Below are 26,635 nucleotides of genomic sequence, written 5' to 3' on the forward strand. Positions count from 1 at the left end.
GCATTTATTATTGATCGATGACGATGGCGTCGTCAATCAAGTAGATCCGCTCCAGTTCTCCGTCGATGGTTTCAGCCTTGATGTGGAAGACGCCGACCACGTCGAAGGGGCGGTTCAGAATGTAGTCAGTTGTGACGCCGTCCTTGAGGAGCACGGGGAACAGGTCGTAGATTTTCGGGTTCTTGCCGAAGCAACAGATCTGGTTATCCCGCGCGAGGAGGAAATACTCATTGCCGGTCTGCTGGAACGGGGGATACATGAAACCGCGAATACGAATTCGTTTGCCGTTCAGATCCTTCAACCACTGAGGCATCAGCTCGGGGGCTTCGGGAGTGACGGGTTCCATATTCATGACTTTGAGCAGGTCGATGTCATCGTAGCTGACCTGCAGGGCATCATTGGGCGCGACGTGTCGGAATGATTTGTTTTTGACCAGAATCTTGACTTCCCGTGGTTCCTTTTTCGCCGTCTGCTGCTGTTCTTCTTCCGGAGTGAGTGCCCGGAGGCTCGGATCGGGACGCTGCGCGATCAGGGGGAGGAAGTCGTCGGTGGCATCGACGGCGGCGGTGGTTTCCGTGGGGGCCGGTTTGGCTTTGGTCCCGTTCTCCAGCGGCATCGGTTCAGCCGATTTGACTGCGGAGGTCTGGGTGATGGTTTCCGGTTCGGGTTCTACCGGCTCCGATTGCTCTGGAACCGTTGCGGCGACCTGTTCCGGCTGCTTCACAGCCGCGTCTTTCTGCTCGGGCGATTTGGCATCAATCTGTTCGCTGTACTGACGGTACTCGGTCTGGTCTGATGAATTGCAGCCGACTCCCCAGAAGGTGAGGCTGCAGAGGGTGAGGATTATCAGACTGACTGGTGAGTATCGGGTGGGATTGTGGTGGGCCTGCACGTGATCAAACTCCTGATGATCGGGTGGTTGCACCAACTTCTGGATAAAGTTGATAATGGCTCAGACTGTGAATCAACCTGAGCCATTCAAATTCGTAACGTGGTAATGAACGCGTTGGTCTGGGTCTCCGGTGTTTTCAGGCGGGTGTCTCTGTGTGGTTGTCTGGTCGATTATCTGTAGGAAGTACGAGCCTGTTCGAAGTGGGTCCCCTTCAGCTGGTAGACCGGACGTAATTCACCGGCCTGGGTCGGGGCTTCTGCGACGAATTCACCGGCAACGGAAACGAGACCGGAATAGAAGTCGGCTCGATTCTTACCCTGCATTTCGACCAGGATCATATCTTTTACGTCGGGCTGGCCGCCGAAGCAGCACTGGCCGTTATCTTTAACCAGAATGAAAGACTGCAGGTCTTCGGTCTGGCGTGTGGGGTACATGTAGCCTTTGACGAAGACTTTCTGCTTGTCCATTTTGAGTACGTCGGGATTGACGCTGGTCACGCCATCCTTCTGGACGAATTCTTTGGTTGAAATGTCGGTCGCGAAGTTGATGCGCTGGTAGCCTTCGGGAACTTCGTGTGCATAGACGAAGGACTGATAGCTGATGCCGGTGACCAGGAAGAAGGTCGACAGCATGAGACCGGAACGGGCTACCATTTTGCCGCCCAGTTCACCGCCTGCCCGGCGGATATTGAACATACTGATCAGCGAGACCACGATACCGAACACGGCCACACCCAGTCCGATGATCCCGAACAGGGCGATAAAGGAGAGCAGTCCCAGTACCAGGCCCACGACAGCAGTCGGGGGAACCGGCTTGTAGGAAAACTCATCCTGACCTTCGAAGGAACTTTGCAGCGAGTGATTGGAGCCATCAAGAACTTGCGACATCTTGCAAGGCCTTTCAAAATTCAGCAGAAATAAACAGGGAATACAGTTAATTATCGCAGAATCACAGGTTGCCCGGCCAGAACAACTGGCTGATGTTCAGAACGGGGTCTGGATTTTTTACTATCATATCAGGGAGGGGGGATGAGAACATCCCTGAAATCATCCAGAACCGGTCAGAAAATTCTGAAGTTCCGGGTAAAGTGAGCCTGGCTCTTTAGATCCCTTGCTGAGCGACAGGCAGAATGCTCCCTGACACCAGTCCTTTATAATAGTATATACGGAATGGAATGGATTTCCGTTGAATTTTTATCAATCTTAATTTAAAGCGGGTCCCGTCAGGAAAACATGCATCGCAAGTGCCTATTTCAAAACGGTTTATGGCGAAACGCTTGTTGCTGTTCCCTTATCGTAAAACCACCGAATAGGAGACCGGTTCAAGCGGACGATCAGGTATCACTCAAAGTGCTGGCGACGTCGGTGCGGTAGGCGGTCATCGCGGGGATGAAGCCGACCAGTGAGGCCAGGACGACCAATACCGGCAGCAGGATCAGTTCGACTGAGCTGAAAGCGAACGGATTGATCAGCAGTCCGCTGCGGGCCTCGATGATCGGGGCGGCGGCGAAGACCAGGCCGTGTCCGAGCAGGATACCCAGGATGCCTCCCCCCAGGCAGAGCAGAACGGACTCGCTGAGAATGATGGTGAAGACTGCGGTGCGGCCGGCACCCAGGGCCCGCATGATGGCGATCTCCCGTTTGCGGTCGGCCATTGAGTTGTAGATGCTGACAAAAATACTGACGCCGGAGACGACGATGATCAGGCTCGTCAGAATGATGAGCATCGTGCGTACGTTGCCTACGATGTTGATCATCAGCCAGCTGATCTGCTGAATTGGATTGACAGCCTGGGCCTTGTTACCTTCTTTGAGTTCGGACTGCAGTTTGATGGTGGAAAAGCCGCGGAGGCGATCGCCTTTCATCTGGACCAGAATCGCAGTAACCTCTTTCTGCGCGTCGGGAACTTCGTGCCCGTGATCGTGTCCATGGTCATGACCGCTGTGATCATGATGATCGTGGCCGGCGTTTTCCTTGAGGATTTTCTGCAGTTCGGCTTCGTCGATTTTTTCACCGAAGAATTCGGCTTCGCGGCGGAGTGCTTCTTCCAGCGGTTTTTCGTGACCGGATACCTGGTAGAACCCGCGCAGATTGACGAAGACGGTGCGGTCGTTCGGCGTGCCCGTTGGTGCGAGGATGCCGACGATCTTGAATTTTTCATCGTGGACGTGACCACTCTCCGCGGAGCCGTGAATCAACTGGAATTCATCTCCCATTTTCCAGTTGTTTTGTTTCGCGACGGCAGAACCTATGACGGCATCCCAGGTGCCGGGCAGGAACTTGCCATCCTTATTAATGCGGAAGTGCCGCCCCGGGATGTACTCCAGAGCGAAGTAACGCGGTATGGTGCCGACAATTGGAAAGCCGCCTTCCTCGGTGACATCGCCGATCGCGAAGGGGATGGCTTCTTCGATACGGGGATCTTTTTTCAGTTCTTCGTAGTAGCGGTAGGGGAGATTCTCAATCGGGGCACCGACGCGGAAGACGGTATTCAACACCAGCTGCAGCGGGCTGCCCTTGGGGCCGATGATGAGGTCGTAGCCGCTGGCGGTCTGGTTGAACATCTTGTCGATGACGCCGTTGATGACCAGAACGGAGATCATCAGCGTCACACCCAGGGCCACGCTGAGGGCCGTCAGTGCAGAGGCGAGGCGACGTTGTTTGATGCTTTTCCAGGCGATGGTCAGTGTATTCATAATGAGAATCTACTTTGTAGTCGGTTCGCTGAGAAGAAAATAAGAAACGAAAAACCAGGACGAATCAGACCTGTGCGTGGACCTTGTTGAAGTCGGTCAGCGTTTCAACCCGTTCAAACTGGCTGGCAACTTCCTGGGAGTGGGTGACCAGCAGCATGGCGATCTGGTGCTGAGTGCAGGCTTCGCGGAGCAGTTTGAGGATGGTTTCCTGGTTGGCGACATCGACGTTCGCCGTCGGTTCGTCGGCCAAAAGTAGTTTGGGTTGATTGGCCAGGGCCCGCGCGACGGCGACCCTTTGCTGTTCCCCGACGGACATCTGTTTGGGGCGGTGATGCAGGCGATGCTCGAGTCCCACGAGGGCCAGCAGTTCTTTCGCCCGGTCGCGGCTCGCTTTTTTTCGTGAGAAGCTCATGCCGAGCAGGACGTTTTCCAGGGCTGAGAACGCGGGGAGCAGATTAAAGGTCTGGAAGACGAAGCCGATGCGTTCGGCGCGAAAGCGGTCACGAACGACTTCAGGCATGGAGGCGATTTCGGTTCCGGCGATGGTGACTTTTCCACTGTCGGCGGTGGTGATGCCGGAAATGACGTTGAGCAGTGTCGATTTCCCCGAGCCACTCTCGCCGATGAGAACAACCTGTTCCTGTTCTTTGACTTCAAAGCGTTCGATATCCAGGATGGGGAGTGTCGAGCCATCCGGTTCACGGTAGCTCTTTTTGACATTTTCCAATAGCAGGGACATGCTGACCTCGTCTGGTGGGAATCTGGCAACGCCGCAAACCGTGGTGCCGGCGTCAGGCCGTATTGTTTGTTTTTGCAAATGTTATGCAATTAGCCGGGTGTTGCCTAGGGTTGTTCTGTCAAATCTTCCTGATTCCTGCGGAACACAGGGAACCGCGGGTCGGATCTTAAACAATTATTAATATATGACTTACGTCTCCCCGGTGGCAAGCCGGTTTTCACAGAATCGCCGTAGGCTTAATCTTGTGGATTTGCTATAGTCCCGACTCTCTGATTTTAACCGAAGCGTATCCGTATTGTGAATCAAGGATGATGGCAAGATGCGAAGTCGTAACCGGGGTCGATGGATTACTCCTTTTCGTTTCATCATGGTAACTGGACTGGGAATTCTGGGGGCGGTGGCCTGGAAAATGGATCTGCTGCCTTTCCAGGTGAGTAGTGCTCCCACAGGCGCGCTGCACGAACAGGAGACTGCAGGCAAGTCGTCCGGCAAGACGACTGCGCAGCCGGAAGAATACAAAGAGCCGGTCCTGGAAGAAGCCACGATTCTGGCACAGTCCGAACCGCCTGCGGAGGAACTCTCAGACGGAGATGACAACCAGCGTCTGTTCCGCAGAAGCGAAGTGGAGATGCCCCGGGTTTACACGCGTACGTTGAACGGGGCGATCGTGGAAGCGGAGACCTCCGTCGATCCGCTGTTCGCGGAAACCGAGCCTCCGGCCCAATTCAAAGGGGCCGCTCGTCCTGTTGAACCACTGCCCGAACCGACGGCTGCCATGCCTGAGCCCAACGCACCCGCGAAGCTGAATCCCCCCGAGGGGATCAAGCGGGCCAGCAATCCAGTGATCAAAACCGCCAAGCATGCCAGCTTTAAAGAAGAGATTGGTGGTGAAGCCGCCAAACAGGCCGTACCCGATCTGATTGCCATTGATGAACTGATTTCACAACGGAAAATCATCGAGGCTCACAAGCGACTGTCCAAAATTTACTGGGATCAGCCTGAAGTCTATCCGGTCATTAAATCGCGTATTGAAGAGACGGCGCGGATGATCTATTTCGCACCGCAGCCGCATTTCATGAAGCCTTACGAGATCGAACCCGGCGACCAGCTGCGGAAAGTCGCGCAGCAGTACGGCATTACCTGGGAATACCTGGCGAAGCTGAACCAGATCGATCCCAAACGGATCCGTCCCGGTCAGAAGCTCAAGGTCATCAAAGGGCCCTTACATGTGTTCGTTGATTTGAGCGACTTCACACTCACGGTGCATTCGCACGGTTACTTCGTCAAACGCTATACGATTGGTACCGGCAAGGATCATTCGACGCCGACCGGCAAATTTGTCGTTAAGGACAAGCTGGTCGATCCGACGTATTACGGTCCGGATGGTGTGATTGCCAATGATGATCCGACCAATCCCCTGGGCGAACGCTGGATTGATATCGGCGACAGCTATGGAATTCACGGCACGATCGATCCGTCTTCGATTGGCAAAGCGGAGTCCAAAGGTTGCGTGCGGATGCAGAATGACGATGTGGCCGAGGTCTACGATCTGCTGGGTGTTGGCTCGGAAGTCGTGATTCGCCCCTGATTGCAGAGAGATTCGCGTCAGCTGGGAATTCTTTGCCTGCAGTCCGTTTGAATGTTCAATTCGACCCTGTAGAATACGTGTGTTTGAGCCGGTCCGCGGTGTTTTTATTAAACATTGTTTATGCGAACGGACCGTGGCGGCTCCTGATTTGAGCACATCACACATTCAGGGTAGAGAAGAGAGCATTCATGTTTGATCGCGAAAAGCTGATCGAGTTGTTTCGGGAGCGGGCGTTAAAATTCGGCGATTTCACGCTGGCTTCAGGTAAGAAGAGCACCTATTACCTCGACGGAAAACAGGTGGTCCTGCATTCACACGGTCTGCGTCTGGTGAGTGCCGGCCTGCTGGAAATGCTGGAAGATGTCGAATTCGACGCGATCGGCGGCATGTCGATCGGTGCTGACCCGATTGTCGCGGGTGTGCTCGCGGTTGCTGCAGAGCAGGGCCGAGCGCTGAACGGGTTTATGGTCCGCAAAGAACCCAAGGGGCACGGCACCAATAAATATGTCGAAGGCCCCGTGCAGCCTGGCGACAAAGTGGTGATCGTGGATGACGTCATCACGACTGCCGGCAGTGCACTGCTGTCCGTCGACCGGGCCGAAGAGTTTGGTTGCAAGGTTGTGCAGGCCCTGGGAGTCGTCGATCGTCTGCAGGGGGGCGCAGCCAACTTTGAGAAGCGCAACATCCCCTTCAAAGCGCTGCTCTCGATTCGGGACTTCGGTATCGAGCCGCCTGCGGAAGATCAGTGATCTCCCTCTCAATTTATCCACTCTGACGAAAGCGTGATCTCACATGACAAACTCCATTCGCTACGACGATTCCGCCGCCCGCAAGCTCATTGATGAGAAGTGGTATGAAGAACTGCAGCCGGCCCTGATGGCGGCCCGGGAAGAAATGTTGAAAGACATTGAACTGCTGGGCAGCGATGCGATCCCTGCGGACAAGCAGCCTCTGGATGCGGGTTTTCAGAACCTGCCTCAACAGTTGCTGGACGAATACGAGTCCCAGGGAAGCGGGAGCCTGCTGGGACGCATCGAAGCGAAAGCCCAGGAACTACGTGAGCAGTCGGACCGGTTTGTCGTGCTGGGGATCGGCGGTTCTTACATGGGGATGCGGGCGCTGTTCGAAGCGTTGTGCCATCCGCTGCACAATGAACTGACCCGCGAGCAGCGAGGAGGCGTGCCGCGCCTGTATTTTGAAGGGAACAATGTCGACAACGATTCGATTACGGCATTGCAGGAACTGTTGAAGACGAGTTGCCAGGATCCTAAGGATGTGCTGCAGCGGTGGAGTATGACCGTCATCAGTAAATCCGGGGGAACGCTGGAAACCGCCCTCGGCTTCCGCCTGTTCCGCGAATCACTGGAAGAGTATTACGGAGCCGATTCCGAAGAGAGCCGATCACTGGTGGTGCCGATCACCGGGCTGGAAGGAAAGCTGCGGAACTTCTCCAATCATAAAGGGTATCCGGAAGTCTTTCCGATTCCCGACAATGTGGGCGGCCGGTTTTCGGTCTTCACGTCGGTCGGTCTGTTCCCGGCTGCCGTGCTGGGCGTCGATCTGAAAGCATTGCTGCAGGGGGCCGCGGACATGACGCGCCTGTTCAACACACAGCCGATGGGGGACAACCCGGTGCTGGATTACACGGCGACCTGTCACCTGTTTGAGCGGGAGAAGAACGTATCGATGCGGATTCTTTCGACCTGGGGCAAGCGTCTGGAAGCGCTGGGGCTGTGGTACGATCAGCTGCTGGCGGAAAGTCTCGGTAAAGAAGAAAAGGGTGCGACGCCGCTGACCGTGGTCAACACTCGCGACCTGCACAGCCGGGGACAGCAGCACCAGGAAGGTGTGCGTGACAAGCTGATCACCAACGTGATTGTCGAACGTCCGGACAGCGAGCCAATCTCCGTGCCTGTCGTACCTGAAGAAGAAAATCAGGATCAGCTGAATAAGTTGAAAGGCAAAACGGTTCCCGACGTGCTCTCTGCGGCAATCGAAGGGACCAACCAGGCTTATGCCGACGTGCATCGTCCGACGGCGGATCTGATCCTGCCGAATCTGGATGCCTATACGGTCGGCCAGACCCTGCAGATGCTGATGCTGGCGACGGTGCTCGAAGGCCGGTTGATCAATATCAATCCCTACGGGCAGCCGGGTGTGGAAGCCTATAAGAAGAACATGCAGGACGTGTTGAGCCGCTAAGGCGACATTCCGAGCAGTTAGTAATATAGAGAACGCCCCGGATCAGTCAGATGCTGATCCGGGGCGTTTTTGTTCAATTTCGATTTCAGGGGCAGCTTAGCTGGGGACTTCCTGATTCTTGTCGATGGGGACGCCAATCATCTGTCCGCTGAAGACCATACTGTTGTTGACGAGTCCCTGGAAGTTGAATTCCGCCCGTTTGCCGGCGCGGATGCGGGCCAGCTGAGCCATAATCACCAGTCGCTGATTGGGGAAGACGGGGCTGCGGAAGCGAACGTCGTTCATGCCGCCGAAGCCGAGGAAGTCTCCTCCCAGTAATTTGAACTTGCGGGCATAGAAGCCGGCCAGTTGAGCGGAACATTCACAGAGGATGACGCCGGGCATCAGGGGGAAGTCGGGCATGTGGCCACGAACCCAGAATTCGTCTTCGGTGACATCCTTGAAGCCGACGATGCCATGCTTTTCATTATCAACATGGACAATCCCCGTCAGCTGCTCCATTTCAAATCGCTGAGGATTGATTTCTCTGATCTCTTCGATTCCAAAAATCGGGTTTTCAAAATCGAAGTCAATTCCTTCATAAAGCAATTTGGGAGGCATGGTCTCTCTTCTCCAATAAGGGCATCAATATCTGAGGTATGACCCTGGTTCCCTTTCAGGGCCATCAGGTGCAGGAAATGTATATAGTCAATGGGTTTAGGTATCAGATGGGTTAGTTCATCCAAGTGGAAATGCGAGTCCGATATCTGATAAGGCAGAAATATTAGCAGAATCGGCGGAATATGTTAATCGAGGATTTCCGCTATTTGGCTCAAATTAGTGATCAACCTGTCAGGTTTGGTATCAGGGCTTCTGACTTCTGCTTTACTGGCGTGAATGCTGAGAGAATCGCCGGCAAACAGGGCGGTTTTCATCCCGAAACTCCGGGCGATCGCCAGATCATCGGGGATGCGGGAGCCGACGTGCAGAATTTCCTCGGGGGGAATGTCCAGTTGATCGAAGCGCCCCAAGAGTGTCTCGTACAGACTGGCCGAGGGTTTGCGGACTGTTTTGCGATAAGAGAAACAGAAACATTCCTGTGTGAACAGCTCGGACAGGGGCGGAAGTGTTCCCTGAGTGCCTAATGCCCGCAGGAGCTGAACCAGAGTGAACGGCTGAGCATCCGCAAACAAAGCGACTTTTTTACCGTACTGACTGAGCTGGCAGAGTGACTCCAGGGCGTCGGGCATGGGAGCGATTCCCTGCAGGCTGGAGTGGAAGAAGTAGGCGACTTTCAGGCTGAAGTCGTCGAGGTTGCCGTAAAAGGATTCATCGAACGTGTATTCGTTTTTCTGCAGGCGTTCGATGAGCAGTTTCCAGAGGTCGGCGGAGTTGATTTCCGGCTTTTCCCCTTTGGCGACCTTTCCGCCGAGTTGCTGGTCTTCGAGCAGCGAGCGGTATTGGGAGAGCATGTATTCCCAGGGGGCCCCCGGTTTGCGGGACATGCTGTTCCACATATTGAACTCTTTGATTGTCTTATCGAGGGCGATCTGCATGCGGAGCTGCTGCTGATGGTCGAACAGAAGTTCGCCGTCGGTGATGTGCAGCAGGGTGCCATAGATACTGAAGGTGATCGCGGAAATGCGTTTCAGCGGTTTGAGAAAGGGCGTCGCCTTGGGCGTTTCCAGCGCGGGAGCCGTGGGCCAGATCAGATCATCCCGGTTGGATAACCAGTCAGCGTATTCTTGAAGAGTCTGCGGCATAAGGGTTGTATTTCAGATCGTATATCGTGTCAGCTGTCGCTGGAAGCAGCTGACATTCAGAAACCAGAACGGGTCTGTCGGGAATGTGATGAACGATTCGGTGAATGCGGTTGTAAACTCTGCCTGAGAGATGAATTTTGACAGACAGACAACCGGAATTCAATGTGATCTTAGACGGGTGGATATGGACAGGGCAAGCGCAAAGGCAAAAATCGAATGGCTTCTCTGGTGAACAGGTAATAAGGCCACAGGAATAAAAGAACCAACACGGATCGCTATATCCGTCGTAATAGAGACGACAGTTCCAATACATTGAACCAGAGACGGGTTGCTGTTGTCATAACGGTTATCCGCTCGGAGCAGGCTTACCCCGGGGAAAATCAGCGGAACCTGATACGAAAACTCAAGTCACCTCAGAAATAAGGTTCACATCTTAAGCATTTCCCCGAGCCGTATTAAGTGCCTGTTTTACAGGGCATTAGAGCATGATATCCCTCACAGCTGATTCTTCCGTACCAGCTATTCCGAGTGTCTCTGTCACTACTGCACTCTCTCTTGTCAAAGAACTTAAAGTCCTCACGGCAGTTTCGTCGATGCAATTAGGGCAGACGGTTGAAACCGGAAAGACGTAAAAACCACGTCGAGCCAGTCAACACCAGTTGAATGGTTCAATCCGATCAACAGTCTGTAAGGGGGGAGAGGACAAGACGGATCTAGTCTGACGAACTGATCTGAATGGTATTGCGATTGTCATTCAGTCCGACCCCAAAAGTATTACGTACCAGATCCCAAATTTCCTTAAAATTAAAGATTGGCATTTTGAAACAGTTTCTGGAGATGCTGTCTCCAGAGACAAACCCCGACCCAAGACTACACAGGTTACAACGTGAACTGACTGGCCAGGATAGCCGCAAACTGTAGTAGGGGTTAAAGCAGAAGAAAAGTAACCTTTCTTCGACGAGATTTGCCAAGCATGTGATTGGAGAGCCCGCAATGAAAACGATCTTCACTACTGGCCAAGTAGCAAAGATCTGTAAGGTTGCACCCCGCACGGTTAGTAAGTGGTTCGACTCTGGACGCCTGAGAGGATACCGAATTCCCGGTTCTCAGGACCGCCGAATCCCACGTGAGCACCTTATTCGATTTCTTAAAGAACACGGCATGCCATTAGGCGAACTGGAAGACGAAGCGATGGGCAAACTGCTGCTCGTCGGTGCCGATACCCAGGTTCGAGCCAGCCTTGACGATCTGATGGCAACAGAAGACTTCAAAATTGAATACGCCGTGAGCGGTTTTGAAGCCGGTATCCAGGCAGAATCACTGCACCCCGACTGCGTAATCGTTGATTTCGCCATGGGTCGCAACGAAGCTCTGATGATCGCACAAAACCTGCGACGCAACAAAGACTACACCGACTCTGTTCTGATTGCCCTGCTGAGCGATGAAGACAACGCCAGCGGTTTCGACAGAACACTGTTTAACGAAACTTTCCGGAAACCATTTGACGCTGCATTGCTGGCCGAACGGATTCGGACCTTGGTTGGACGTAAAAAGCAGATCGCCTAATAGACCGGGCAGGAATGCCTTAAGGTGAGATTGCCAGGGACGTGTAGTTCTCGATATTATGGACGGTGTCGAGAGAACGGCCCGCTGGCCAACCAGAACAATCGCAAAGGGATTTGCTGGTTTGCGTGAACGACTAAACCCGGCCAAGAGGTAACACTCTTGGTCGGGTTTTTTTATTGCGCCCCGGAAGTAATGTCACCATGAATCAATCCACAACACAAGCGCCGCTGAATGCCCGCGAGAAACTGAAGCCCGCCGCCTGGTATGCGCTGCTGGCCTGCCTGGCCTTTCTGCTGGTGGCGGCCCGCCTGGACTGTGCCCGGGATCTGTCACTCACCGGACCGGGACCCGGGATGACGGTCGACGAACCGTTTAACGTGGGGCAGGGGGTGTTCCTGGTGCGTGCGATTCGCGTGTATGGGCTGGGTATCATTGCCCCGGAGAGCCTGCGGGAGATCTTTGAGCATGAGAACTATCTGCCCGATCATCCGCCGCTGGGGCGTCTGCTGATTGGCATCGCCCATGAAACAGTGGCAGGGTTAGCGGGAGAGGGAGAGCGACCGTTCGTCGTAACCTATGGTCGCTACGCGTCGGCACTCTGTTTCGCCTGCCTGGTGTTTGTGGTGGGCTGGTTTACCTCTCAACGGTCCGGTCATTTCGCGGGCGTAGTGGCTGCTGTCGCGTTGATTGCATTGCCCCGTGTGTTCGGACATGCGCATCTGGCGGCACTGGAGACGGTGACGGCACTCTTCTATGTGACCGCGGTGCTCGCGGTGATCCGGTTCTGGGATACTACGGAACCGCCGACCACGAAGCGGGCCTGCCTGACCGGTATGCTGCTCGGACTGGCGCTGCTGACCAAGATTCAGGCGGTACTGATTCCGATTCCCGTGATCATCTGGGCGCTGTGGAAGTGGCGTCTCAAGGCGATCAAGCCACTCCTCTGCTGGGGAGGCGTGGGAGTGCTCGTCTTCTTTGCGGGCTGGCCGTGGCTCTGGTTTGATCCGGTCGGGCATCTCAGTGAATATCTGGGACGAACCACGGGCCGGGCTGCCATCTATCTCGATTACTTTGGAACGAAATACGCCGACCGCGATGTTCCCTGGCATTATCCCTGGGTGATGTTGCTGGTGACGATCCCGCTCGGCCTGCTGGTACTGGCGTTGATTGGTGGCTGGAAGACGGGCCGCCGTTCAGAGGCAGAGCGTGAGCAGCGATCCAGCGGTGGCGTGCTGCTGATCGGTTCGCTGCTCTGGCCACTCATGCTGTTTTCCTGGCCGGGGATTACGGTCTACGACGGCGTGCGGTTATTTTTGATGGTCTTTCCCATGGCGGCGATTCTGATCGGCGTGGGGGCAGCACAGAGCTGTGAGTGGCTGCAGCAGCGATTTTCCATGCGAGTGGCGCGTACCGCGGTAGGACTGCTGATCCTGACGCAGGCGTATGCTGCATTCGCTTTCAGTCCCTGCTGGCTCAGTTATTACAGCCTGCTGACCGGGGGACTGCAGGGAGCGAACGCACTGGGGATGGAAGTCACGTACTGGGGCGATTCCATCACGGCGGAAATGCTGCACGATGTAGTCGAGCGGGTGCCCGAGAATTCGTATCTCCAGCTGGCACCGATTCTGCATCCGGCTTACATACAGATGTTGCAGGAGACGCCGGAAGTGAAACGGAAGGGGATCAAGCTGATCCCCTTCGATTCCGAACGTCAGGGCGTTTCTGAATACGTGTTGTACTTCCAGCGGAAGCCTTACCTGCCGGAAGAACTGCAGCCACGTGAGTCAGCTGCGTGGCAGACCGAGATTGCCGTCGTGCGGAAGCAGGTGCCTTTAGCACGACTGGTGCGACTCAATCCGCCCCGCTGAGGTCTTATTGATCCAGGGGCAGTGAAGGGTGGAAGCCCGGGATCTTACAGGGGATGCGATACAGACCGCTGCCGGCGGTGATGTAGAGCGTCGATGCATCCTTGCCGATGCCGAACGTGCAGTTAGTGGGCAGTTCCGGCGTGGGGATGTAGGCCAGTTCTTTGCCTTCAGGAGAGAAGACCACGATGCCATACCGGCTCTCGGCGCGAAAGGCAGCGTAGATATTTCCTTTCTGATCGACAGTCATGCCGTCAATGCCGGTCTCTTTCGAACCGAAGTCGGCCAGGACTTTTTTCTTACCCAGTGAACCGTCGGCCTTGATCGGGAAGGCGTTGAGGGTCATCCGTTTCTTCGGATTTTTCGGAGGATCTTTCTCCAGTCCGGAGAGACCGTTGTTGGTTTCCGCGACGTAGAGGGTTTTGCCATCGGGGGAGACGACGACGCCGTTCGGTTTGGTGATGTCGGTTGTGGCCCGGTGGACGGTTTTCTTTTTCGGGTCATAACGGAAGACGCTCATGTGATCGAGTTCGAGTGGTTCGAATCCGACGTAGCGGGGATCGGTGAAATAGACCCAGCCTTTGGGGTGGATTACCAGGTCGTTCGGTGCGTTGAATTTCTTGCCTTCGAATTTGTCGACCAGGCACACGGGTTTGCCTGATTTGGAAATCCGCGCCAGGCACTGTTTGCCGTTATTGGCACCACAGGCTGCCAGCAGTCGTCCTTTCTGGTCAATCATGAGCCCGTTGCTCTGACCGCTGTCCGCACTGAAGACGCTGGTCTTGCCGGTTGCGGGATCGAAGGTCATGATTTTGCCCTTACCGCCGGCGAAATTGATATCGCTGAAGTAGATCAGCCCGTCAACATCGACGCAGGCCCCTTCGGTGAAGCCTTTATCGACCCAGAGGGTTTCGACTTTGGCATCCGGGGAGACGATCGACGCGTCGCCGCTGGGGGCGGCGGTTTCAGCAGAAACTCGGGAGCCGGTCAGTCCGGAGATGACGATTCCCAGTACAAGAACGTGTTGCCAGTGAACCATGGTTTGTTCCTCTTCTGTTGCTGTGAATGCAAAACGAGCGATTTAAGATATCTCAAGGTGCGAGCGCCATCAGGATGCCTCCGCGGGTTCGATTTCGGCATCAAATTCAGTATCAGTTTCGGTCTCATGTGTATTGTTGCGGACCAGCCAGAGCGAAGGCACCGCGAGGACAGCACCAGCGGTCGGGCCGATGAGATAGAGCCAGAGTGATTCCAGATGGCCGCTGACCAGGGCCGGAGCCAGGGAGCGGGCCGGGTTCATGGAGGCGCCGCAGATCGGTCCGGCGAACATTGCTTCCAAAGCGATCACGGCGCCAATGGCGACACCGGCGAGGATGCCGGTCTCTTTCGCGCCGGTACTCACGCATAAGACGACGAACATCAGAATCCAGGTGAGGACCGCTTCCAGTATCAGCGACTGGATCTCCGTGCCTGCAGGCAGGGTCATGCCGTAGTTGGTCAGGCCCGGGAACGTGATTTTCAACAGCAGGCAGGCGGCGAGGGCGCCGATGACCTGGCAGATGATATAGGGGAGCACCTGGTTGCCCGGGAAGCGTTTACCGACCCAGAAGGCAATCGTCACAGCGGGGTTAATATGTGCGCCGGAGATTTCGCCGATGGCGTAAATAATCGCGGTGACAACCAGGCCGAAGACCAGGGCGATGCCGACGTGCGTCACGGTTCCCTCGGAAACCTGGTTAGTGACAATGGCGCCGGCGCCGCAGAACAGCAGAATAAAAGTACCGAAGATCTCCGCGTAGTATTTTTGCATCTCTGATGACTTCCCGAGCATGAAACTCAAATGGAGGTTGGGAGTTTAATCGTTTTCCGGTCGAGGTGGATTGAGCCAGTGTCCGGAAGGATCGGAACCGGCGACAATCACACCTTTGGCATTCCAGTCCATCCCGGCGCGGACGTCTGCGGCACAGTAGCGGAGAGTGAGTCCACAGCGGCGGCGGTCGGACTGGTTGGCTTCGGAACCGTGCAGGAGCAGGTCGGAGTGAATCGAAATCTCGCCGGCATTCAGAGTATCGTCAACGGGAGTGCCGTACTGTTCGGGATTGTCGATGGTCTGATTGAGTACGTTGTCTTCATGGGAACCGCTGGGGCGGTAGGTCATGTGTCCGTAGTGATGACTGCCGGCGATGAACCGCATGTTGGCGTTTTCCGGGTCGGCGTCATCGATGGCCAGCCAGACCGTGACCGCCTTGGAGGGGGACAGGGGCCAGTAACTGGCGTCCTGATGCCAGGAGACGGCCTTCCCGTCATGGGGCATTTTGCAGAAGAAATGCGATCCCCAGGCAATCACATTTTCGCCGAGCAGGTCTTTCACATGAGCGACGATCCTGGGATGGGTGAGCAGGTCGTAGACTGTGCCGTACTTCATGTGGGCGGTACTGATCGAGTAGCTGTTACCACCCGCGGCGATGACCTGTTCCAGCAGTCGATCAAAGTATTCGCGGTTGGCGATGACTTCCCGATCGTCAAAGATGCGAATGCCGCGGAGGAAGCCGTCTCGGTTGAAGTCTTCGATCTGTGCGACCGTCAGCAGTTGTGGATCAGCGGTTGTGGAAGGATAAAACTTGAGATCGCGCTGTAATTGGGACAGTTCTTCTTCGAGGGGGACTGCCTTAAATTCTTTGGAGTCAGCCATACCGGTTCTCGTCGTGTTTCAAGAGAATGAATGAGTCGCTGTTTCAGCCGGCGGAAGTGCCGGTTCTCCCACGGGAGAGATCAGAATTCATTGTAAATCGGAACAGGTCGGGGAACAACTTAGAAGTGGAAGTTCGCGAGGATCGAGACGATGCGGGGACGAATGGGCTTGCGTTGCCGGGTGGGCTCGAATGGAATTCGAGGTTGTCGGAGACAACTGGAGGTTGCGGTGTACGCGTTCTGCTGGGTGGAGTGCACCTCATCCCAGGGATGCAGGTTGGCGGATTTCCTCTGAAGTGATCGATTTTTCTGAGACCTCCAGCTCGCTGCGCTCGGCTCGGATGATATCCGAGCCCACCCATTCTACTGGAGGCCTTACGTGGAAAAGAGGGAGTTTCTGAATAAGACTCCATCTCTGCAAGTGCTTACGACTTACTGGCTGCTTTATCCGTTTTGGCTTTGGCCGTCGTGGTGGTTGTGGTCGCTTTGCGGCTGGCGGCACTGGCGGCGAGCCCCTCGGCGGAGATCAGGTGCACGAGATCCTGGGCGTTCTGGTCCATTTCCATCACGAGTCCATCCACGCGGCCGGCCAGGTACATGTACATGATCAGCGAGGGGATGGCGATGCCCAGACCGAAGGCGGTGGTGAGCAGGGCCATGGCGATGCCGACGGCCAGTTCTTCCGCTTTACCCATCGCGCTGCTGTTGGCGATTTCGTTGAAGGCCTGGATCATGCCGATCACGGTTCCCAGCAGACCCATCAGGGGGGCGACCGTGGCGACGCCGTTGATCACGCGGAGGTGTTTACGAAGTTGTGACAGCTGACGTTCGCCGCCATCGATAATGGCCTGTTCGACTTCGACACTGGGCTTGCCCCATTTCCGAACGCCGTGCGCGAAGACTGAAGCGATCGGGCTCGGGTTTTCCTCACACAGTTTCAGGGCGGAACGCGCGTTGAGTTTGCCGTCCCGCAGTAGCTTGAGAAAGCGGCTGACGAAGTGCCGGGGAATGACGCGACCGGAGCGGAGAATCACCAGGCGTTCGATGATGAACCACATGGAGATGATGGAAGCGATCACGAAGGGGAGCAGGAAGTAGCCCATCTCTTCGATGATGTCTTCGGGCGTGGAAGGGATCACCTGCCGTTGTTTGACGGCGGCCACCGATTCGGGCAGGGGCCCGTCGGGATCCGCTGCTTCCACGAGTTTGTCGCCCTGCTGTTCGACGACTTTGGGCAGTCGCTCCTGTGCGGAGGCGAACGGGGGTAAGAGGACCAGCGTCACCAGGAGTGTCATGACCAGACTGACCAGTCGTCGAGAGGGACTCTGGACCGCGAGATCGGGAGTAGAGAAATCCTGTGGACTGTGGAAGAGTTTGATCATGAACCAGGGGTATCGCTGTGTAATGACTAATAAACCGGCCCGGAGCTTAGCCGGATCAACCGGAAGAGAGGCGCGGGATTGGAAGAACCTGACTTACCCGGATGGGGAATTCAGGTCGTGCTCTAGTTTACGCGAGATGGAATATGACGTCGAGTCTGGATTGGGATTTCCCGCAGTTGGATTTCCTGATGCATGATCTTTGGGAACAGGCAGACAGTGTCCGTCAGGTGCCGGCCCGGGGCTGGACCTGCTGGATGCGTTCTTTGACGCGAGCGGCCAGTTCATGTTCCGGGAAACGCTTCAAAAAGTCCTGATATGTTTTCAACGCCTGTTTCCATTCCTTCAAAGCTTCATGGCACATGCCGGCCTGAAACAGGGCTGGGGCCTGCCATTCGGGGAATTTATATTGAATGTCGACCTGCAGATAGGCGAGCAGGGCTTCCTTGAATTTCTCCTGGATCATCAGGGTTTCAGCGAGCAGGAACTGGCACTTGGCCGCGGTTTCGGTGCGACGGCTGTTTTCCGAGTCGATGATCTTCTGGAAGACTTTGCGGGCCTCGTCGAATTTGGCCTGATTCTTCAGGCTGCGTCCCAGGACCTCTTCCGCCTGGTAAAGAAAGGGGCTTTCCTCATCCCATTCGCGGAACTGGTCGACGGTTTTCTGAACTTCGGCATATTTTTTCTGCCGGAAGTAAGTCTCAGCGAGCAACACCCAGACCCGCGGATACCAGGGACGGTCGCCCAGCTGTTCGGTCTGTTCTTTGGTTGTCAGGGTCAGCAGTTCTTTCTGAGCTGCTTTGACCTGGTTCAGATACAGGGCGGCTTCCGCCTGATGGAAACGGGCGAAGGCCGCGTATTCATTCTGGGGGAACCGCTTGAGCAGATCCTGGCTGAATTTCTCGACCTCTTTCCATTTCTGCTGTTCCAGATTGATTTCGATCAACCGGTAGAGGGAGACTTCCTGCACCTTCTGATCGGATTTCTCGGAAGCCTGCAGAGCTTCGAATTCTTTTGCGGCGGCATCGAGTTTGCCGGCGATGAGATCGCTTTCGGCAAGGCTCAGGCGGGCATTGTCAGCCAGGTCGCTGTCCGGGGTCTCTTTGACAAGTCGGCGGAAGATCGCGTCTGACTCATCGAACATTTCCGCTTCGTAATTGATGAGTGCCCATTCATCGAGGATCTTATCCAGGTTGTCGGGCTTGGGGAATTTCGTCAGCAGGGCTTCGTAGGCCTTGTTGACTTCATCGATTTTCTTCAGCTGGAACAGCGTGCGGGCGGCCTGCAGTCCCGAGAGCATCGCGTAGCGTGAGGGGGCGAACTGCTTGAGGGTCTGCTGATAAACGTCGACCGCGGGTTGGAGCTTCTGGTCACTTTCCAGGCTGCGGCCCTGCATGTAGGAGGCTTCCGCGGCCAGCGGGTTCTTGGGGAACTCTTTGGTGAACTGTTCAAAGTGCATTGCCGCCGCGGGGAATTCATTCAGCTGAAACTCACTCCAGGCGAGGCCCGACAGGCCGGCCGGGAATTCGGGGGACGTCGCACCGCGCTCGACGATTTCAGCGAAGAACTTCTTCGCACGGCTCCACTGCTGGTTTTCGTAATTGCGTTCGGCCAGTTGTCGATAGGTCTGGATCAGCAGATCGAGATTCGGTTTGCGTTTTTCCAGTTCGGCCAGGTACTGATCGACTTCCTCGGGCTTGTCGTTTTTGGAAGTCAGGATAATCAGGTTCGCGAGGATCTGGTCGTAGCGAGGTTCATTGGGAAACTGCTTAAGATACGTTTTGGCCAGCGATTCCGCTTCCGGGAATTTCTGCAGCGAGTTGAAGTTGTTGCTCTGCAGGATCAGGGCGTCCGCGTATTCGCTGGTGGTTTTGTCGGTGTTCGCGTCATCGAGGTACGGCTTCAGAACGTCGATCGACTTCTGGTATTCTTTCAGCTTCTGATAAGTCCGCGCGAGGTACAGTCGGGCCAGCAGTTGTGTATTCTCGAGCTTGCTCTGGTCGAGTACGTTTTGAAAGTGTTTGACGGCGGCCTGCAGATCTTCGGGCTTGCCCTGGGCATCGCTGATGCGTCCTTTGAGCAGTTCCTGGTGCAGGCGGAGTCCACTTTGGGGATACTCTTTTTCAAACCGGGCAGCGAGTTGAGCGGCTTCTTCGAGTTGGTCGCTGAGCAGGGCGGCTTCGATGGCGAAGTGCAGGCTGTCGTCAGCGAGCTCACTCTGAGGCGACTGCTTGACCAGGTCCAGGAACAGGGTTTTGGCCTGAGCCTGTTTACCGCTGCGGAGCAGGGCGTCAGCCAGTTGGTAGTTTATCAAGGGCTGCTGAGCGGACGAAGGTTTGGCTTTCTGGGCCTCTTCCAGCGCGGTGATGGCTTCCGAGAGCTGACCTGCGGCTTTGAGGCTGACCCCTTTCCAGTAGAGGGCATTGGCGGCCTGCACGGGATCTTTGGCGACGATGTCGAACTGTTCCACGGCCTTGTCGTACTGTTTCAGATCGTAAAAAGCATAGCCGGCATTCAGGCGGGCCGTGATGCCCAGGGGACTTTCGGGGAATTTGGTGGGGAGTGCCAGAAAGGCATCCGCGGCCTGCTGGAATTGTCCCCGATCAAAGAGTGATGTGGCCAGTGCCATCTGGGCGTCGCTGGCCCGGGAATGGGTTTTCTGACTGGCGATCTGCAGGAAGCGTTTCTCTGCTTCCTCGGGCTCCTTGTTTTGCAGGTAAGCGGACGCGAGACCGAACTGGGCGTCCTGCGACATGGCGCCTTCCGGGTGCCGATCGAGGGAACGCTGGAAACTCTTGATCGCCAGGTCGGCTTTCCCCTGTCGGAGCAGTGCATCCCCGAAATAGGCATAGGCCCATTCTTCGAGGGCGTGATTGGGGTAGCGTTTGAGGAAGTCGGTGAACTCGGACTCGGCTGCTTTCAGATCATCGAGCAGGTAACTGCACTCGGCGACGCGATACAGGGCGTCGGGGAGATTTTTATTCTGGGGATACTGCTTCACGAATTCCCGCAGAATGTCGCGGGCCTCTTTATACTTCTGCTGATTGACGAGCGTGAGCCCCAGGTAGAATTTTGCCAGCGGCACGTTTTCGTGGTTGGGGTACTCCTTGAGGTACTTCTGAAACGTCTCGGTCGCCAGTTCCCAGCGGTTCTGCTTGTAGAGGCCGATGGCCAGCTGAAATTCATCACTGGCTTTGTCGGCCCGGACCAGGGTGGTCGGGAGCAGGCAGAGACAGAGTAAAATCAGGGCGAACCTGCGGAGGGAAGAGGCATCAAAGGAAGGGAGCCGGAAACGTTGATTCATCATATTGAAATCGTCTGATCGGTCTTAATTAAGGAATCGTGAACACGCTCCCATCTTATCGTGGGAGTTCAGGCAGAGGCAAGCGGGCATCGCGAAAACTGCTTGTTCCCCGACGAAAACCCGCTCTTGAGGCTGTATTCTGCGCAGAAAAGTCCCCGTAACCCAACTGTCGATCGTTGGTTATCGACTGGTGTTCAGACTACGGGGAATCGGCGGGCGGATGAACCGAGATCAGCTGCCCTGGAAATGCTGGTCGGCGAAGTTGAGGTACTGTTCCCAGTCGAAGTCGGTCACATCGTGTTTGCCGGTGCGGATGTGGTAACCCATCTGCTTCTGCACGGGTTCGTTGATGCCGGGCATCTTGTCTGCACCGAAGCCGGAGGTGCCAAGCAGCTTGTAGACGGGCTCCGCATATTTGACCGAGAGGAATTCTCCCTTGGGATCGGCCCAGCGGTCTTCGACGGCACTCGCGACGTAGACGGGGCGGGGGGCGATCAGTGAGATCAGCATGTGTTGATCGACGGGGAGATCATTTTCCTTGTCGATGTACTTATTGAAGTTGTCACAGAACCAGTGGGGGAACGCGTTGTTGATGACGTGCAGGGTTTCGCCAAAGCGACGACGGCTGAGAGCGGCACCGCCACATCCGGAGTCGTTGGAGATGACGAGGGCGAACCGTGGATCCTGTGCGCCGGCCCAGAGGGAGGTTTTCCCGAGACGGGAGTGTCCCATGACGGCGACTTTGTTTGCGTCGATCTGCTTGTCGGTTTCGAGGTAATCCAGGGCGCGGCTGAGTCCCCAGGCCCAGGCAGCGATCGTGCCCCATTCATCGGGCGCGGGTTTCTGTTTGGAATTATAGAGGGCGTGAACGCCGTTCTTGAAGCCGTCGTCATAGTCGGGATCGATGTCGCCACAGTAGATGGCGACGAGCCCATAGCCACGATCGATGATCTTTTCGATGGGCCAGCGGGACGATGATTTGCCTCGAGAGGCTTCGGTCGCTTTATGATCGACGATGCCTTTGTCTTTGTTGGCCCGCATCCAGTGATCGTTGAGTTTGACGTCTGTCTCATCGGTGATGGTGTGATTGCCGTAAAAGTTGAGACCCATGAAGACAGGGACCGGCTTGGTCGCTTTCGCGGGGAGATAGATCAGCAGATCCATCCGCGGTTCTTCTTTTTTACCCGAGAAGTAGACCGAGACTTCCTTGCGGATGGCCTTGCCGCCGAGGGCGTCGTTCTTGACGGAGGTGACCTCGAACAGCATGTCTTGGGGGGCTGCGGGGCTTTTGCCGTAGACTTCGTTTTCGAAGAGTTCCAGAATTTCAGGGCGGCGAACCTGCTGCCATGCTTTAGCTGAATCGACCTTTTTCCCTTTATTGGTGACGAGCGGGTCGGGGAGTTTGAATTCCGGGACCTGGCTTTCATCGTAATTGGGTTTGGGACGCTGGGCGTGGGCGGTGGGAGTCAGCAGCAGCGTAAGGCTGAGCAGGAACAGCAGATGTTTCATGGTGAGGCGGCCTTTATATTCTGGTGGGTCATCAATTGTGAGTTCTGAGGTAACTATTCTCAATCGTGCCGGTTTCCGCAAGGATTGGCAATATGAAATCGGCGGTGGACCGCGAAAGATACGAAATTTTATGAACCATGGTCGTAATGGAAATTTTTATGAACCACGAAATGCACGAAAGACACGAAAATTTTGTCAGGTGACTGAAAAGGTTTTTGACGGTTTTGTTACGATTCGGGTGGCCTCGGATGTAATCCGAGGTTGTCGTGAGACAACAGGAGGTTGCGGAGTTCGTGTTCTGTGGTGGTTGAACGAACCTCATTGTTTAGGGCTTTGCTCAGAACGGATCAATTTTACTGCGACCTCTTGTTCGCTGCGCTCACCCCGGATTGCATCCGGGGTCACCCTTTTTCTTTACTGCGAAAAGCACGAAAATATCTCGTGTCAGTACTGTTTCACAAAAAGTGAACATTGCTCTTTGCAAGCGTGATCAATTTCGCCACGATTGGCAATATGAAATCGGAATCGGAGTGGAAAAGCTGGTTGTTTCTTTATCCGCTGCTGCAGGGGCTGGGCGGAGTGGGGTGGTGGTGTCTGTTGCTGGCGGTGCCGGAGAGTCGTGCGCTGTTTCTGTCTGAGACACTGTCGGAGCGGGTGCTGCTGGCGTTCTGGCTGCCGGACGGGGTGGTGTTTGTGGGCGGTTCTTTTGTACTGGCCTATGGTCTCTGGCGGCAACGCTGCTGGGCGGGGCCGGTGTTGTATTTTCTGACGGGCGGCATTGCTTACGTGAGCCTGTACTGTCTGTCGCTGAGCCTGGCGACGCAGGGGGGTTGGCTGGGAACCTGTCTGATGCTGGTGTGTCTGGGACTGATGCTGCTGGTTGGTTTGATTCATGCGGGCCGATGTTGCGGTCAGTTAAAAAGGTGTCAGGAACCTTAATTATAAGGTTCCTGACACCTTTTTAATGAGGGGAAGCTGAGGATGTTCAAGATCACGTTTCGACCGACGCGGGCTGAGACGCCACTGTGGTGGCTGCTGCTGAAGATTGTGCTGCAGACGGTCGTGTTCTGGACGCTGTTTCTGCTGGTGCTCCCGGCGGGGCTGATCTGGCTGGAAGGTATACTCGGCTGGCCGGCGTTTCGGTTCGACGGGCAGCGGGTGCTGGGAGTGATTCTGTTTGTGCTGGGGGGAAGCCTGGGGCTGACCAGCGGGGCGACGATGGGCATTTATGGTCGCGGGACGCCGGTCCCTTTCGATACGGCGCGGCAGCTGGTGGTGGCGGGACCGTATCGGTTTGTACGGAATCCAATGGCGATTGCGGGGCTGGTGCAGGGGGCCGCCGTGGGGTTGTATTTCGGTAGCGGGCTGGTGCTGGCGTACGTAGTAGTGGGCATGGTGCTGTGGAATATTTGTGTGCGGCCGGTGGAGGAGCAGGACCTGGAGACGCGATTCGGGGAGGCGTTTGTAGAATATCGCAGGGAGGTGTGGTGCTGGGTGCCGCGATGGAAGGGGTATCGAGTGGTGGAGTGATTCGGGAGACTCGAGTGATCTGATTTAAGAACCACAAAACACAAAAAAATCTGTTTGCAGTGAATCAAAAGGGGTATAAACAGTGCTCAACTGGATTGAGGCAGGTTCAAAAGTCCTGTTGGTTAGTCTTCATTATCTGTCTCTTCGAACTCGTTGGAGTCCTCTTGCAAACGTTTTTTCATGAGTTCTTCGAGGCTTGTGATTCCCATAAAAGCGGGCATCGCGCCCATTGATTTGTCGGTAGGAATGAATACGACAGAAGACTTCCCCTCGAGGCAGATCTCGTAGAGCATGTTCATAGATCGCAGTTGAAGGGCAATGGGATTGTCTGCGTATTTTTTGGAAGCAGCGATAATGGCATCGGCAGCCAGTTGTTCCGCATCAGCCAGGATCACACGTGCGCGTTTTTCGCGTTCCGCAGCCGCTTCGCGCGCAATGGCATCTTCCAGCTCTTTGGCAACAATGACGTCCTTGATTTCTACAGAAATCACGGTCACTCCCCATTTGGAAACGAATCCATCAATGTGCTCTTTCAGCCGCTTTCCGATTTTGTCCCGTTCGGCGAGGAGCTCGTCAAGATTGGATTTCCCTACCATGTCCCGGATCGAGGATCGCGCGCTAAGCTGTGTGGCTTTATGGTAGTTATCGACGTTCAAAACGCACGCCTTGGGATCCATCACCTGGTAGAAGAGGATCGCATCCACTTCTACCGGAATGTTGTCTTTCGTCAGCCCTACCTGCATGGGGACCGTGTAGGTGATAATTCGCAAGTCGATCCGGTAGAGAACACGCGTGACGAAGGGGATGTAAAAGTATAAACCGGGCTCAACCATTCGGTAAAACTTCCCGAGGAAAAACAGGGCGTGACGCTCCCATTCTTTCACTGTACCAAAGAAAAACATGTGCATTGTCCTGGATGGAGGAAGCCGACATGGAGCCAGTTATTAAAGTGCGCCACATGAAAAGCGGCAGGTCTCAAAGGTGCTGTTCCTTTTATCATCTCTGAGGTCTGATGACTTAACAACTGCTTTTTAACAGATTAACAATTTTCCACGCAGTGGTTAAGTATTTTTCTGTAATACCGTTGAATGACGGTTTTGTGGAACCACGGAAGGCATGAAAAGTTGTGGGCGGAATGGCGTTCGCCACCGGTTCTGGGATCGGCGTCAACCTTTTCTACCGGTGGCCAGGTAGCGTTTCTTATTTCGGATGGTCTATACCAAAGTCGTTTCAACCGGGGCTAATGCCCTGCGACTCATTTTCTGAGAGCATTTGCTGAGGTTTATTCAATTGTCGGGTGGCCTCGGATGTAATCCGAGGTTGTCATGAGACAACAGGAGGTTGCGGAGCACGCGTTCTGTTATAGGGAAACGTACCTCATTAATTTGGAATGGAAAAGGTTGGTGCCTTTGTTCTGCAGGGGGCGATTTCTCTGGGACCTCCTGCTCGCTGCGCTCGGCTCGGATTTTATCCGAGCCCACCCATCAATCTTTTTACCGGCGGCTGGCACCTTGCCGCTCGGAGTTGGTGGGGGGACTGTGATTCCCCTTGGGCGTTGATGCTAGTGGCATGTCGCCAGGCGGGCGAACACATGGGTTCGCCCCTACATTTTATTTTGCCTGGGTGAATCAGGGGGGGATTCTTACTCGCCGAAGTGTTGTTTGAGGAAGGCGAGGCTTTTGTTGTTGGACCAGCGGTGGCCGCCTGCGAAGAAGTCGGCGTCGATGTTTTCTTGGGCTCCTAAAACCTGGTAGACCTGTTGCAGTTTTTTGTAGCCCTGGCGGGCGGCGTCGATGGGGAAGATTTTGTCTTCGATGCCGTTGATGAGCAGGACCGGGCGGGGGGCGTGCAGGGCGACGACGTCGGACATTTCGCCGAACCGCATCATCTCGGGCATACACTGGCACAAGCAGTGCGGCATGGCGTAGTAGGAGGCGCGGTAGGTTGAGAAGGCGCCGGCAATCATGGTGAGTTTGACGCGCTCGTCGAGGACGGGGAGGTACATGGCGGTGGCTCCGCCGCCCGAGAGGCCGGCGGCAGCGATGCGGTCCGGATCGACCTCATCCTGTGTCTGCAGGAAGTCGATGACGCGCATGGCGTCCCAGCTGCGCTGGCCCTGGGGAGTACTGCCGATAAGGAGGGCGTTCATGGTCATCTGCAGGCAACTGCGTTTGGTGTGTGAGACGCCGCGATCCTGGTCGCCGGCGGTTTCGTTCCAGCCCCGCATGACGATGGCGGCGGTAACGTAGCCGTGTTTCGCGAAGTAGACGGCGTAGTCGAGTTCGCTCTGGCGGGTCTTTTCTTTGTCGGCTTTGGTTTTGCCTTCATCGATGTAGGGGATGATGCCGCTGTGTCCGTGCAGGCAGACAATCGCGGGCACTTTTTTCTTTAAGTTATGCGGGACGAAGTAATAGACGGGAGCCCAATAGGCGGCTTCGGTGCGGATAAAGACTTTGTGACGGGTGAAGGTGTCGAACTCTTTCTTTTCGGCCCACTTGACTTCCAGGGGGACGCGCTCGGGCATTTTACCCAGGATGCGGGTGACGGTCGGATGAAACTGTTTCCGCCAGGCTGCGTGCTCGGCTTTGTTCGTGGCCTGCCAGGCCTGCAGCGGTTCCATGGCATCGGCGAGTTGCTGGTAGCTTTCGGTGACGGTGAATGGTTTCTCGGCGGGATCGCGTTCTGCTGCGGTCGTTGGGGTGATCAGCAGGCTGGTCAGGATGGTGACGAGCAGGCTGCGGGTGAGTGTTTGTTGGTGGGAGGTATTGAAACTGGAAACAGGGGCTGGCAGGTGCATGTTAATTTACCATCAATCAGAACAGGGGATGTTTGGGTTGGTTCGGGAGTCGCACTGTCAGTTTCCTGCTCGCTGCGCTCGGCCCGAATTGCATTCGGGCTCACCCGTGAAATCTTGTTTCATTCTATTACAGGGG

At 55.4% G+C, this 26,635-nt stretch carries 21 protein-coding genes; 7 read left to right on the forward strand and 14 right to left on the reverse strand.

The genetic code is table 11. The features are described from left to right. Positions 1 to 7: 7 nt before the first annotated feature. From RID21_RS13045 to RID21_RS13060, 4 genes are all read right to left on the reverse strand, one after another. The gene (locus RID21_RS13045) at positions 8 to 925 is read right to left on the reverse strand and encodes a hypothetical protein (RefSeq protein ID WP_350189470.1); all 918 of its coding nucleotides are present in this window, start codon (positions 923 to 925) and stop codon (positions 8 to 10) included. A 137-nt stretch (positions 926 to 1,062) separates the two neighbouring features. Further along, the gene (locus RID21_RS13050; protein ID WP_350189472.1) at positions 1,063 to 1,779 is read right to left on the reverse strand and encodes a hypothetical protein; all 717 of its coding nucleotides are present in this window, start codon (positions 1,777 to 1,779) and stop codon (positions 1,063 to 1,065) included. 446 nt (positions 1,780 to 2,225) lie between these two features. Continuing rightward, the gene (locus RID21_RS13055) at positions 2,226 to 3,587 is read right to left on the reverse strand and encodes an ABC transporter permease (RefSeq protein ID WP_350189474.1); all 1,362 of its coding nucleotides are present in this window, start codon (positions 3,585 to 3,587) and stop codon (positions 2,226 to 2,228) included. Between the two features lie 64 nt (positions 3,588 to 3,651). Then, positions 3,652 to 4,326, reverse strand: a complete 675-nt coding sequence (locus RID21_RS13060) for an ABC transporter ATP-binding protein (RefSeq protein ID WP_350189476.1) — start codon at positions 4,324 to 4,326, stop codon at positions 3,652 to 3,654. Positions 4,327 to 4,645: 319 nt separating this feature from the next. Here RID21_RS13060 and RID21_RS13065 point away from each other — a divergent pair, with 319 nt between their 5' ends. The 3 genes from RID21_RS13065 to RID21_RS13075 all read left to right on the forward strand — a co-directional run bounded on the left by RID21_RS13065 (position 4,646) and on the right by RID21_RS13075 (position 8,116). Further along, a complete protein-coding gene (locus RID21_RS13065) occupies positions 4,646 to 5,914 on the forward strand; it encodes a L,D-transpeptidase family protein (protein WP_350189478.1) in 1,269 nt (422 codons plus the stop codon). A gap of 188 nt (positions 5,915 to 6,102) precedes the next feature. After that, positions 6,103 to 6,663: an orotate phosphoribosyltransferase gene (gene pyrE, locus RID21_RS13070; RefSeq protein ID WP_350189480.1), complete on the forward strand. Its 561-nt coding sequence runs from the start codon at positions 6,103 to 6,105 to the stop codon at positions 6,661 to 6,663. A 43-nt stretch (positions 6,664 to 6,706) separates the two neighbouring features. Then, the gene (locus RID21_RS13075) at positions 6,707 to 8,116 is read left to right on the forward strand and encodes a phosphoglucose isomerase-related protein (RefSeq protein WP_350189482.1); all 1,410 of its coding nucleotides are present in this window, start codon (positions 6,707 to 6,709) and stop codon (positions 8,114 to 8,116) included. A gap of 96 nt (positions 8,117 to 8,212) precedes the next feature. Here the strand turns inward: RID21_RS13075 and RID21_RS13080 are convergent, their stop codons facing one another. Further along, positions 8,213 to 8,716: a 3-hydroxyacyl-ACP dehydratase FabZ family protein gene (locus RID21_RS13080; RefSeq protein WP_350189484.1), complete on the reverse strand. Its 504-nt coding sequence runs from the start codon at positions 8,714 to 8,716 to the stop codon at positions 8,213 to 8,215. A gap of 185 nt (positions 8,717 to 8,901) precedes the next feature. Beyond that, positions 8,902 to 9,858, reverse strand: coding sequence for an HAD family hydrolase (locus RID21_RS13085; protein WP_350189486.1), 957 nt, complete (start codon positions 9,856 to 9,858; stop codon positions 8,902 to 8,904). Positions 9,859 to 10,851: 993 nt separating this feature from the next. On the opposite strand from RID21_RS13085, the gene RID21_RS13090 reads away from it, so the two are divergent. Both RID21_RS13090 and RID21_RS13095 read left to right on the forward strand, forming a co-directional pair. Beyond that, on the forward strand, positions 10,852 to 11,424 hold the full coding sequence (locus RID21_RS13090; protein WP_044238118.1) for a helix-turn-helix domain-containing protein: 573 nt from the start codon (positions 10,852 to 10,854) through the stop codon (positions 11,422 to 11,424). Positions 11,425 to 11,624: 200 nt separating this feature from the next. Next, positions 11,625 to 13,292 carry an ArnT family glycosyltransferase gene (locus RID21_RS13095; RefSeq protein WP_350189488.1) on the forward strand — a complete coding sequence of 556 codons (1,668 nt, stop codon included), beginning with the start codon at positions 11,625 to 11,627 and terminating at the stop codon, positions 13,290 to 13,292. Between the two features lie 4 nt (positions 13,293 to 13,296). Here the strand turns inward: RID21_RS13095 and RID21_RS13100 are convergent, their stop codons facing one another. The 6 genes from RID21_RS13100 to RID21_RS13125 form a co-directional block, all read right to left on the reverse strand. Continuing rightward, a complete protein-coding gene (locus RID21_RS13100) occupies positions 13,297 to 14,328 on the reverse strand; it encodes an SMP-30/gluconolactonase/LRE family protein (RefSeq protein ID WP_350189490.1) in 1,032 nt (343 codons plus the stop codon). A 69-nt stretch (positions 14,329 to 14,397) separates the two neighbouring features. Beyond that, positions 14,398 to 15,099 carry an MIP/aquaporin family protein gene (locus RID21_RS13105; RefSeq protein ID WP_350189492.1) on the reverse strand — a complete coding sequence of 234 codons (702 nt, stop codon included), beginning with the start codon at positions 15,097 to 15,099 and terminating at the stop codon, positions 14,398 to 14,400. A 45-nt stretch (positions 15,100 to 15,144) separates the two neighbouring features. Further along, on the reverse strand, positions 15,145 to 15,981 hold the full coding sequence (locus RID21_RS13110) for a phytanoyl-CoA dioxygenase family protein (RefSeq protein WP_350189494.1): 837 nt from the start codon (positions 15,979 to 15,981) through the stop codon (positions 15,145 to 15,147). A gap of 424 nt (positions 15,982 to 16,405) precedes the next feature. Then, on the reverse strand, positions 16,406 to 17,362 hold the full coding sequence (locus tag RID21_RS13115) for a MotA/TolQ/ExbB proton channel family protein (protein WP_350189496.1): 957 nt from the start codon (positions 17,360 to 17,362) through the stop codon (positions 16,406 to 16,408). Between the two features lie 223 nt (positions 17,363 to 17,585). Continuing rightward, a complete protein-coding gene (locus RID21_RS13120; protein WP_350189498.1) occupies positions 17,586 to 20,666 on the reverse strand; it encodes a tetratricopeptide repeat protein in 3,081 nt (1,026 codons plus the stop codon). 228 nt (positions 20,667 to 20,894) lie between these two features. After that, positions 20,895 to 22,172, reverse strand: coding sequence for a glucuronyl esterase domain-containing protein (locus RID21_RS13125; RefSeq protein WP_350189500.1), 1,278 nt, complete (start codon positions 22,170 to 22,172; stop codon positions 20,895 to 20,897). 513 nt (positions 22,173 to 22,685) lie between these two features. Here RID21_RS13125 and RID21_RS13130 point away from each other — a divergent pair. Together RID21_RS13130 and RID21_RS13135 are read left to right on the forward strand one after the other, a co-directional pair. After that, positions 22,686 to 23,111, forward strand: coding sequence for a hypothetical protein (locus RID21_RS13130; RefSeq protein WP_350189502.1), 426 nt, complete (start codon positions 22,686 to 22,688; stop codon positions 23,109 to 23,111). Positions 23,112 to 23,258: 147 nt separating this feature from the next. Further along, positions 23,259 to 23,702: a methyltransferase family protein gene (locus RID21_RS13135; protein WP_350189504.1), complete on the forward strand. Its 444-nt coding sequence runs from the start codon at positions 23,259 to 23,261 to the stop codon at positions 23,700 to 23,702. Positions 23,703 to 23,824: 122 nt separating this feature from the next. On the opposite strand, the gene RID21_RS13140 is transcribed toward RID21_RS13135, so the two are convergent. Together RID21_RS13140 and RID21_RS13145 are read right to left on the reverse strand one after the other, a co-directional pair. Then, entirely contained in the window at positions 23,825 to 24,604 is a 780-nt protein-coding gene (locus tag RID21_RS13140; protein WP_228030707.1) for an SPFH domain-containing protein, read from the reverse strand. A 740-nt stretch (positions 24,605 to 25,344) separates the two neighbouring features. Beyond that, positions 25,345 to 26,499 (reverse strand): alpha/beta hydrolase, encoded by a 1,155-nt coding sequence (locus tag RID21_RS13145; RefSeq protein WP_350189506.1) that lies wholly within the window; start codon positions 26,497 to 26,499, stop codon positions 25,345 to 25,347. Positions 26,500 to 26,635 lie beyond the last annotated feature (136 nt).

This window comes from Gimesia sp., from assembly GCF_040219335.1.
Taxonomy (GTDB): Bacteria; Planctomycetota; Planctomycetia; order Planctomycetales; family Planctomycetaceae; genus Gimesia.

Bases quoted from the DNA above. Each gene is read 5' to 3' on its own strand.
- RID21_RS13050 (WP_350189472.1), bottom strand. From the start codon at position 1,779: ATGTCGCAAGTTCTTGATGGCTCCAATCACTCGCTGCAAAGTTCCTTC.
- RID21_RS13055 (WP_350189474.1), bottom strand. From the start codon at position 3,587: ATGAATACACTGACCATCGCCTGGAAAAGCATCAAACAACGTCGCCTC.
- RID21_RS13060 (WP_350189476.1), bottom strand. From the start codon at position 4,326: ATGTCCCTGCTATTGGAAAATGTCAAAAAGAGCTACCGTGAACCGGAT.
- RID21_RS13065 (WP_350189478.1), top strand. From the start codon at position 4,646: ATGCGAAGTCGTAACCGGGGTCGATGGATTACTCCTTTTCGTTTCATC.
- pyrE (WP_350189480.1), top strand. From the start codon at position 6,103: ATGTTTGATCGCGAAAAGCTGATCGAGTTGTTTCGGGAGCGGGCGTTA.
- RID21_RS13075 (WP_350189482.1), top strand. From the start codon at position 6,707: ATGACAAACTCCATTCGCTACGACGATTCCGCCGCCCGCAAGCTCATT.
- RID21_RS13080 (WP_350189484.1), bottom strand. From the start codon at position 8,716: ATGCCTCCCAAATTGCTTTATGAAGGAATTGACTTCGATTTTGAAAAC.
- RID21_RS13085 (WP_350189486.1), bottom strand. From the start codon at position 9,858: ATGCCGCAGACTCTTCAAGAATACGCTGACTGGTTATCCAACCGGGAT.
- RID21_RS13090 (WP_044238118.1), top strand. From the start codon at position 10,852: ATGAAAACGATCTTCACTACTGGCCAAGTAGCAAAGATCTGTAAGGTT.
- RID21_RS13095 (WP_350189488.1), top strand. From the start codon at position 11,625: ATGAATCAATCCACAACACAAGCGCCGCTGAATGCCCGCGAGAAACTG.
- RID21_RS13100 (WP_350189490.1), bottom strand. From the start codon at position 14,328: ATGGTTCACTGGCAACACGTTCTTGTACTGGGAATCGTCATCTCCGGA.
- RID21_RS13105 (WP_350189492.1), bottom strand. From the start codon at position 15,099: ATGCAAAAATACTACGCGGAGATCTTCGGTACTTTTATTCTGCTGTTC.
- RID21_RS13110 (WP_350189494.1), bottom strand. From the start codon at position 15,981: ATGGCTGACTCCAAAGAATTTAAGGCAGTCCCCCTCGAAGAAGAACTG.
- RID21_RS13115 (WP_350189496.1), bottom strand. From the start codon at position 17,362: ATGATCAAACTCTTCCACAGTCCACAGGATTTCTCTACTCCCGATCTC.
- RID21_RS13120 (WP_350189498.1), bottom strand. From the start codon at position 20,666: ATGATGAATCAACGTTTCCGGCTCCCTTCCTTTGATGCCTCTTCCCTC.
- RID21_RS13125 (WP_350189500.1), bottom strand. From the start codon at position 22,172: ATGAAACATCTGCTGTTCCTGCTCAGCCTTACGCTGCTGCTGACTCCC.
- RID21_RS13130 (WP_350189502.1), top strand. From the start codon at position 22,686: ATGAAATCGGAATCGGAGTGGAAAAGCTGGTTGTTTCTTTATCCGCTG.
- RID21_RS13140 (WP_228030707.1), bottom strand. From the start codon at position 24,604: ATGTTTTTCTTTGGTACAGTGAAAGAATGGGAGCGTCACGCCCTGTTT.
- RID21_RS13145 (WP_350189506.1), bottom strand. From the start codon at position 26,499: ATGCACCTGCCAGCCCCTGTTTCCAGTTTCAATACCTCCCACCAACAA.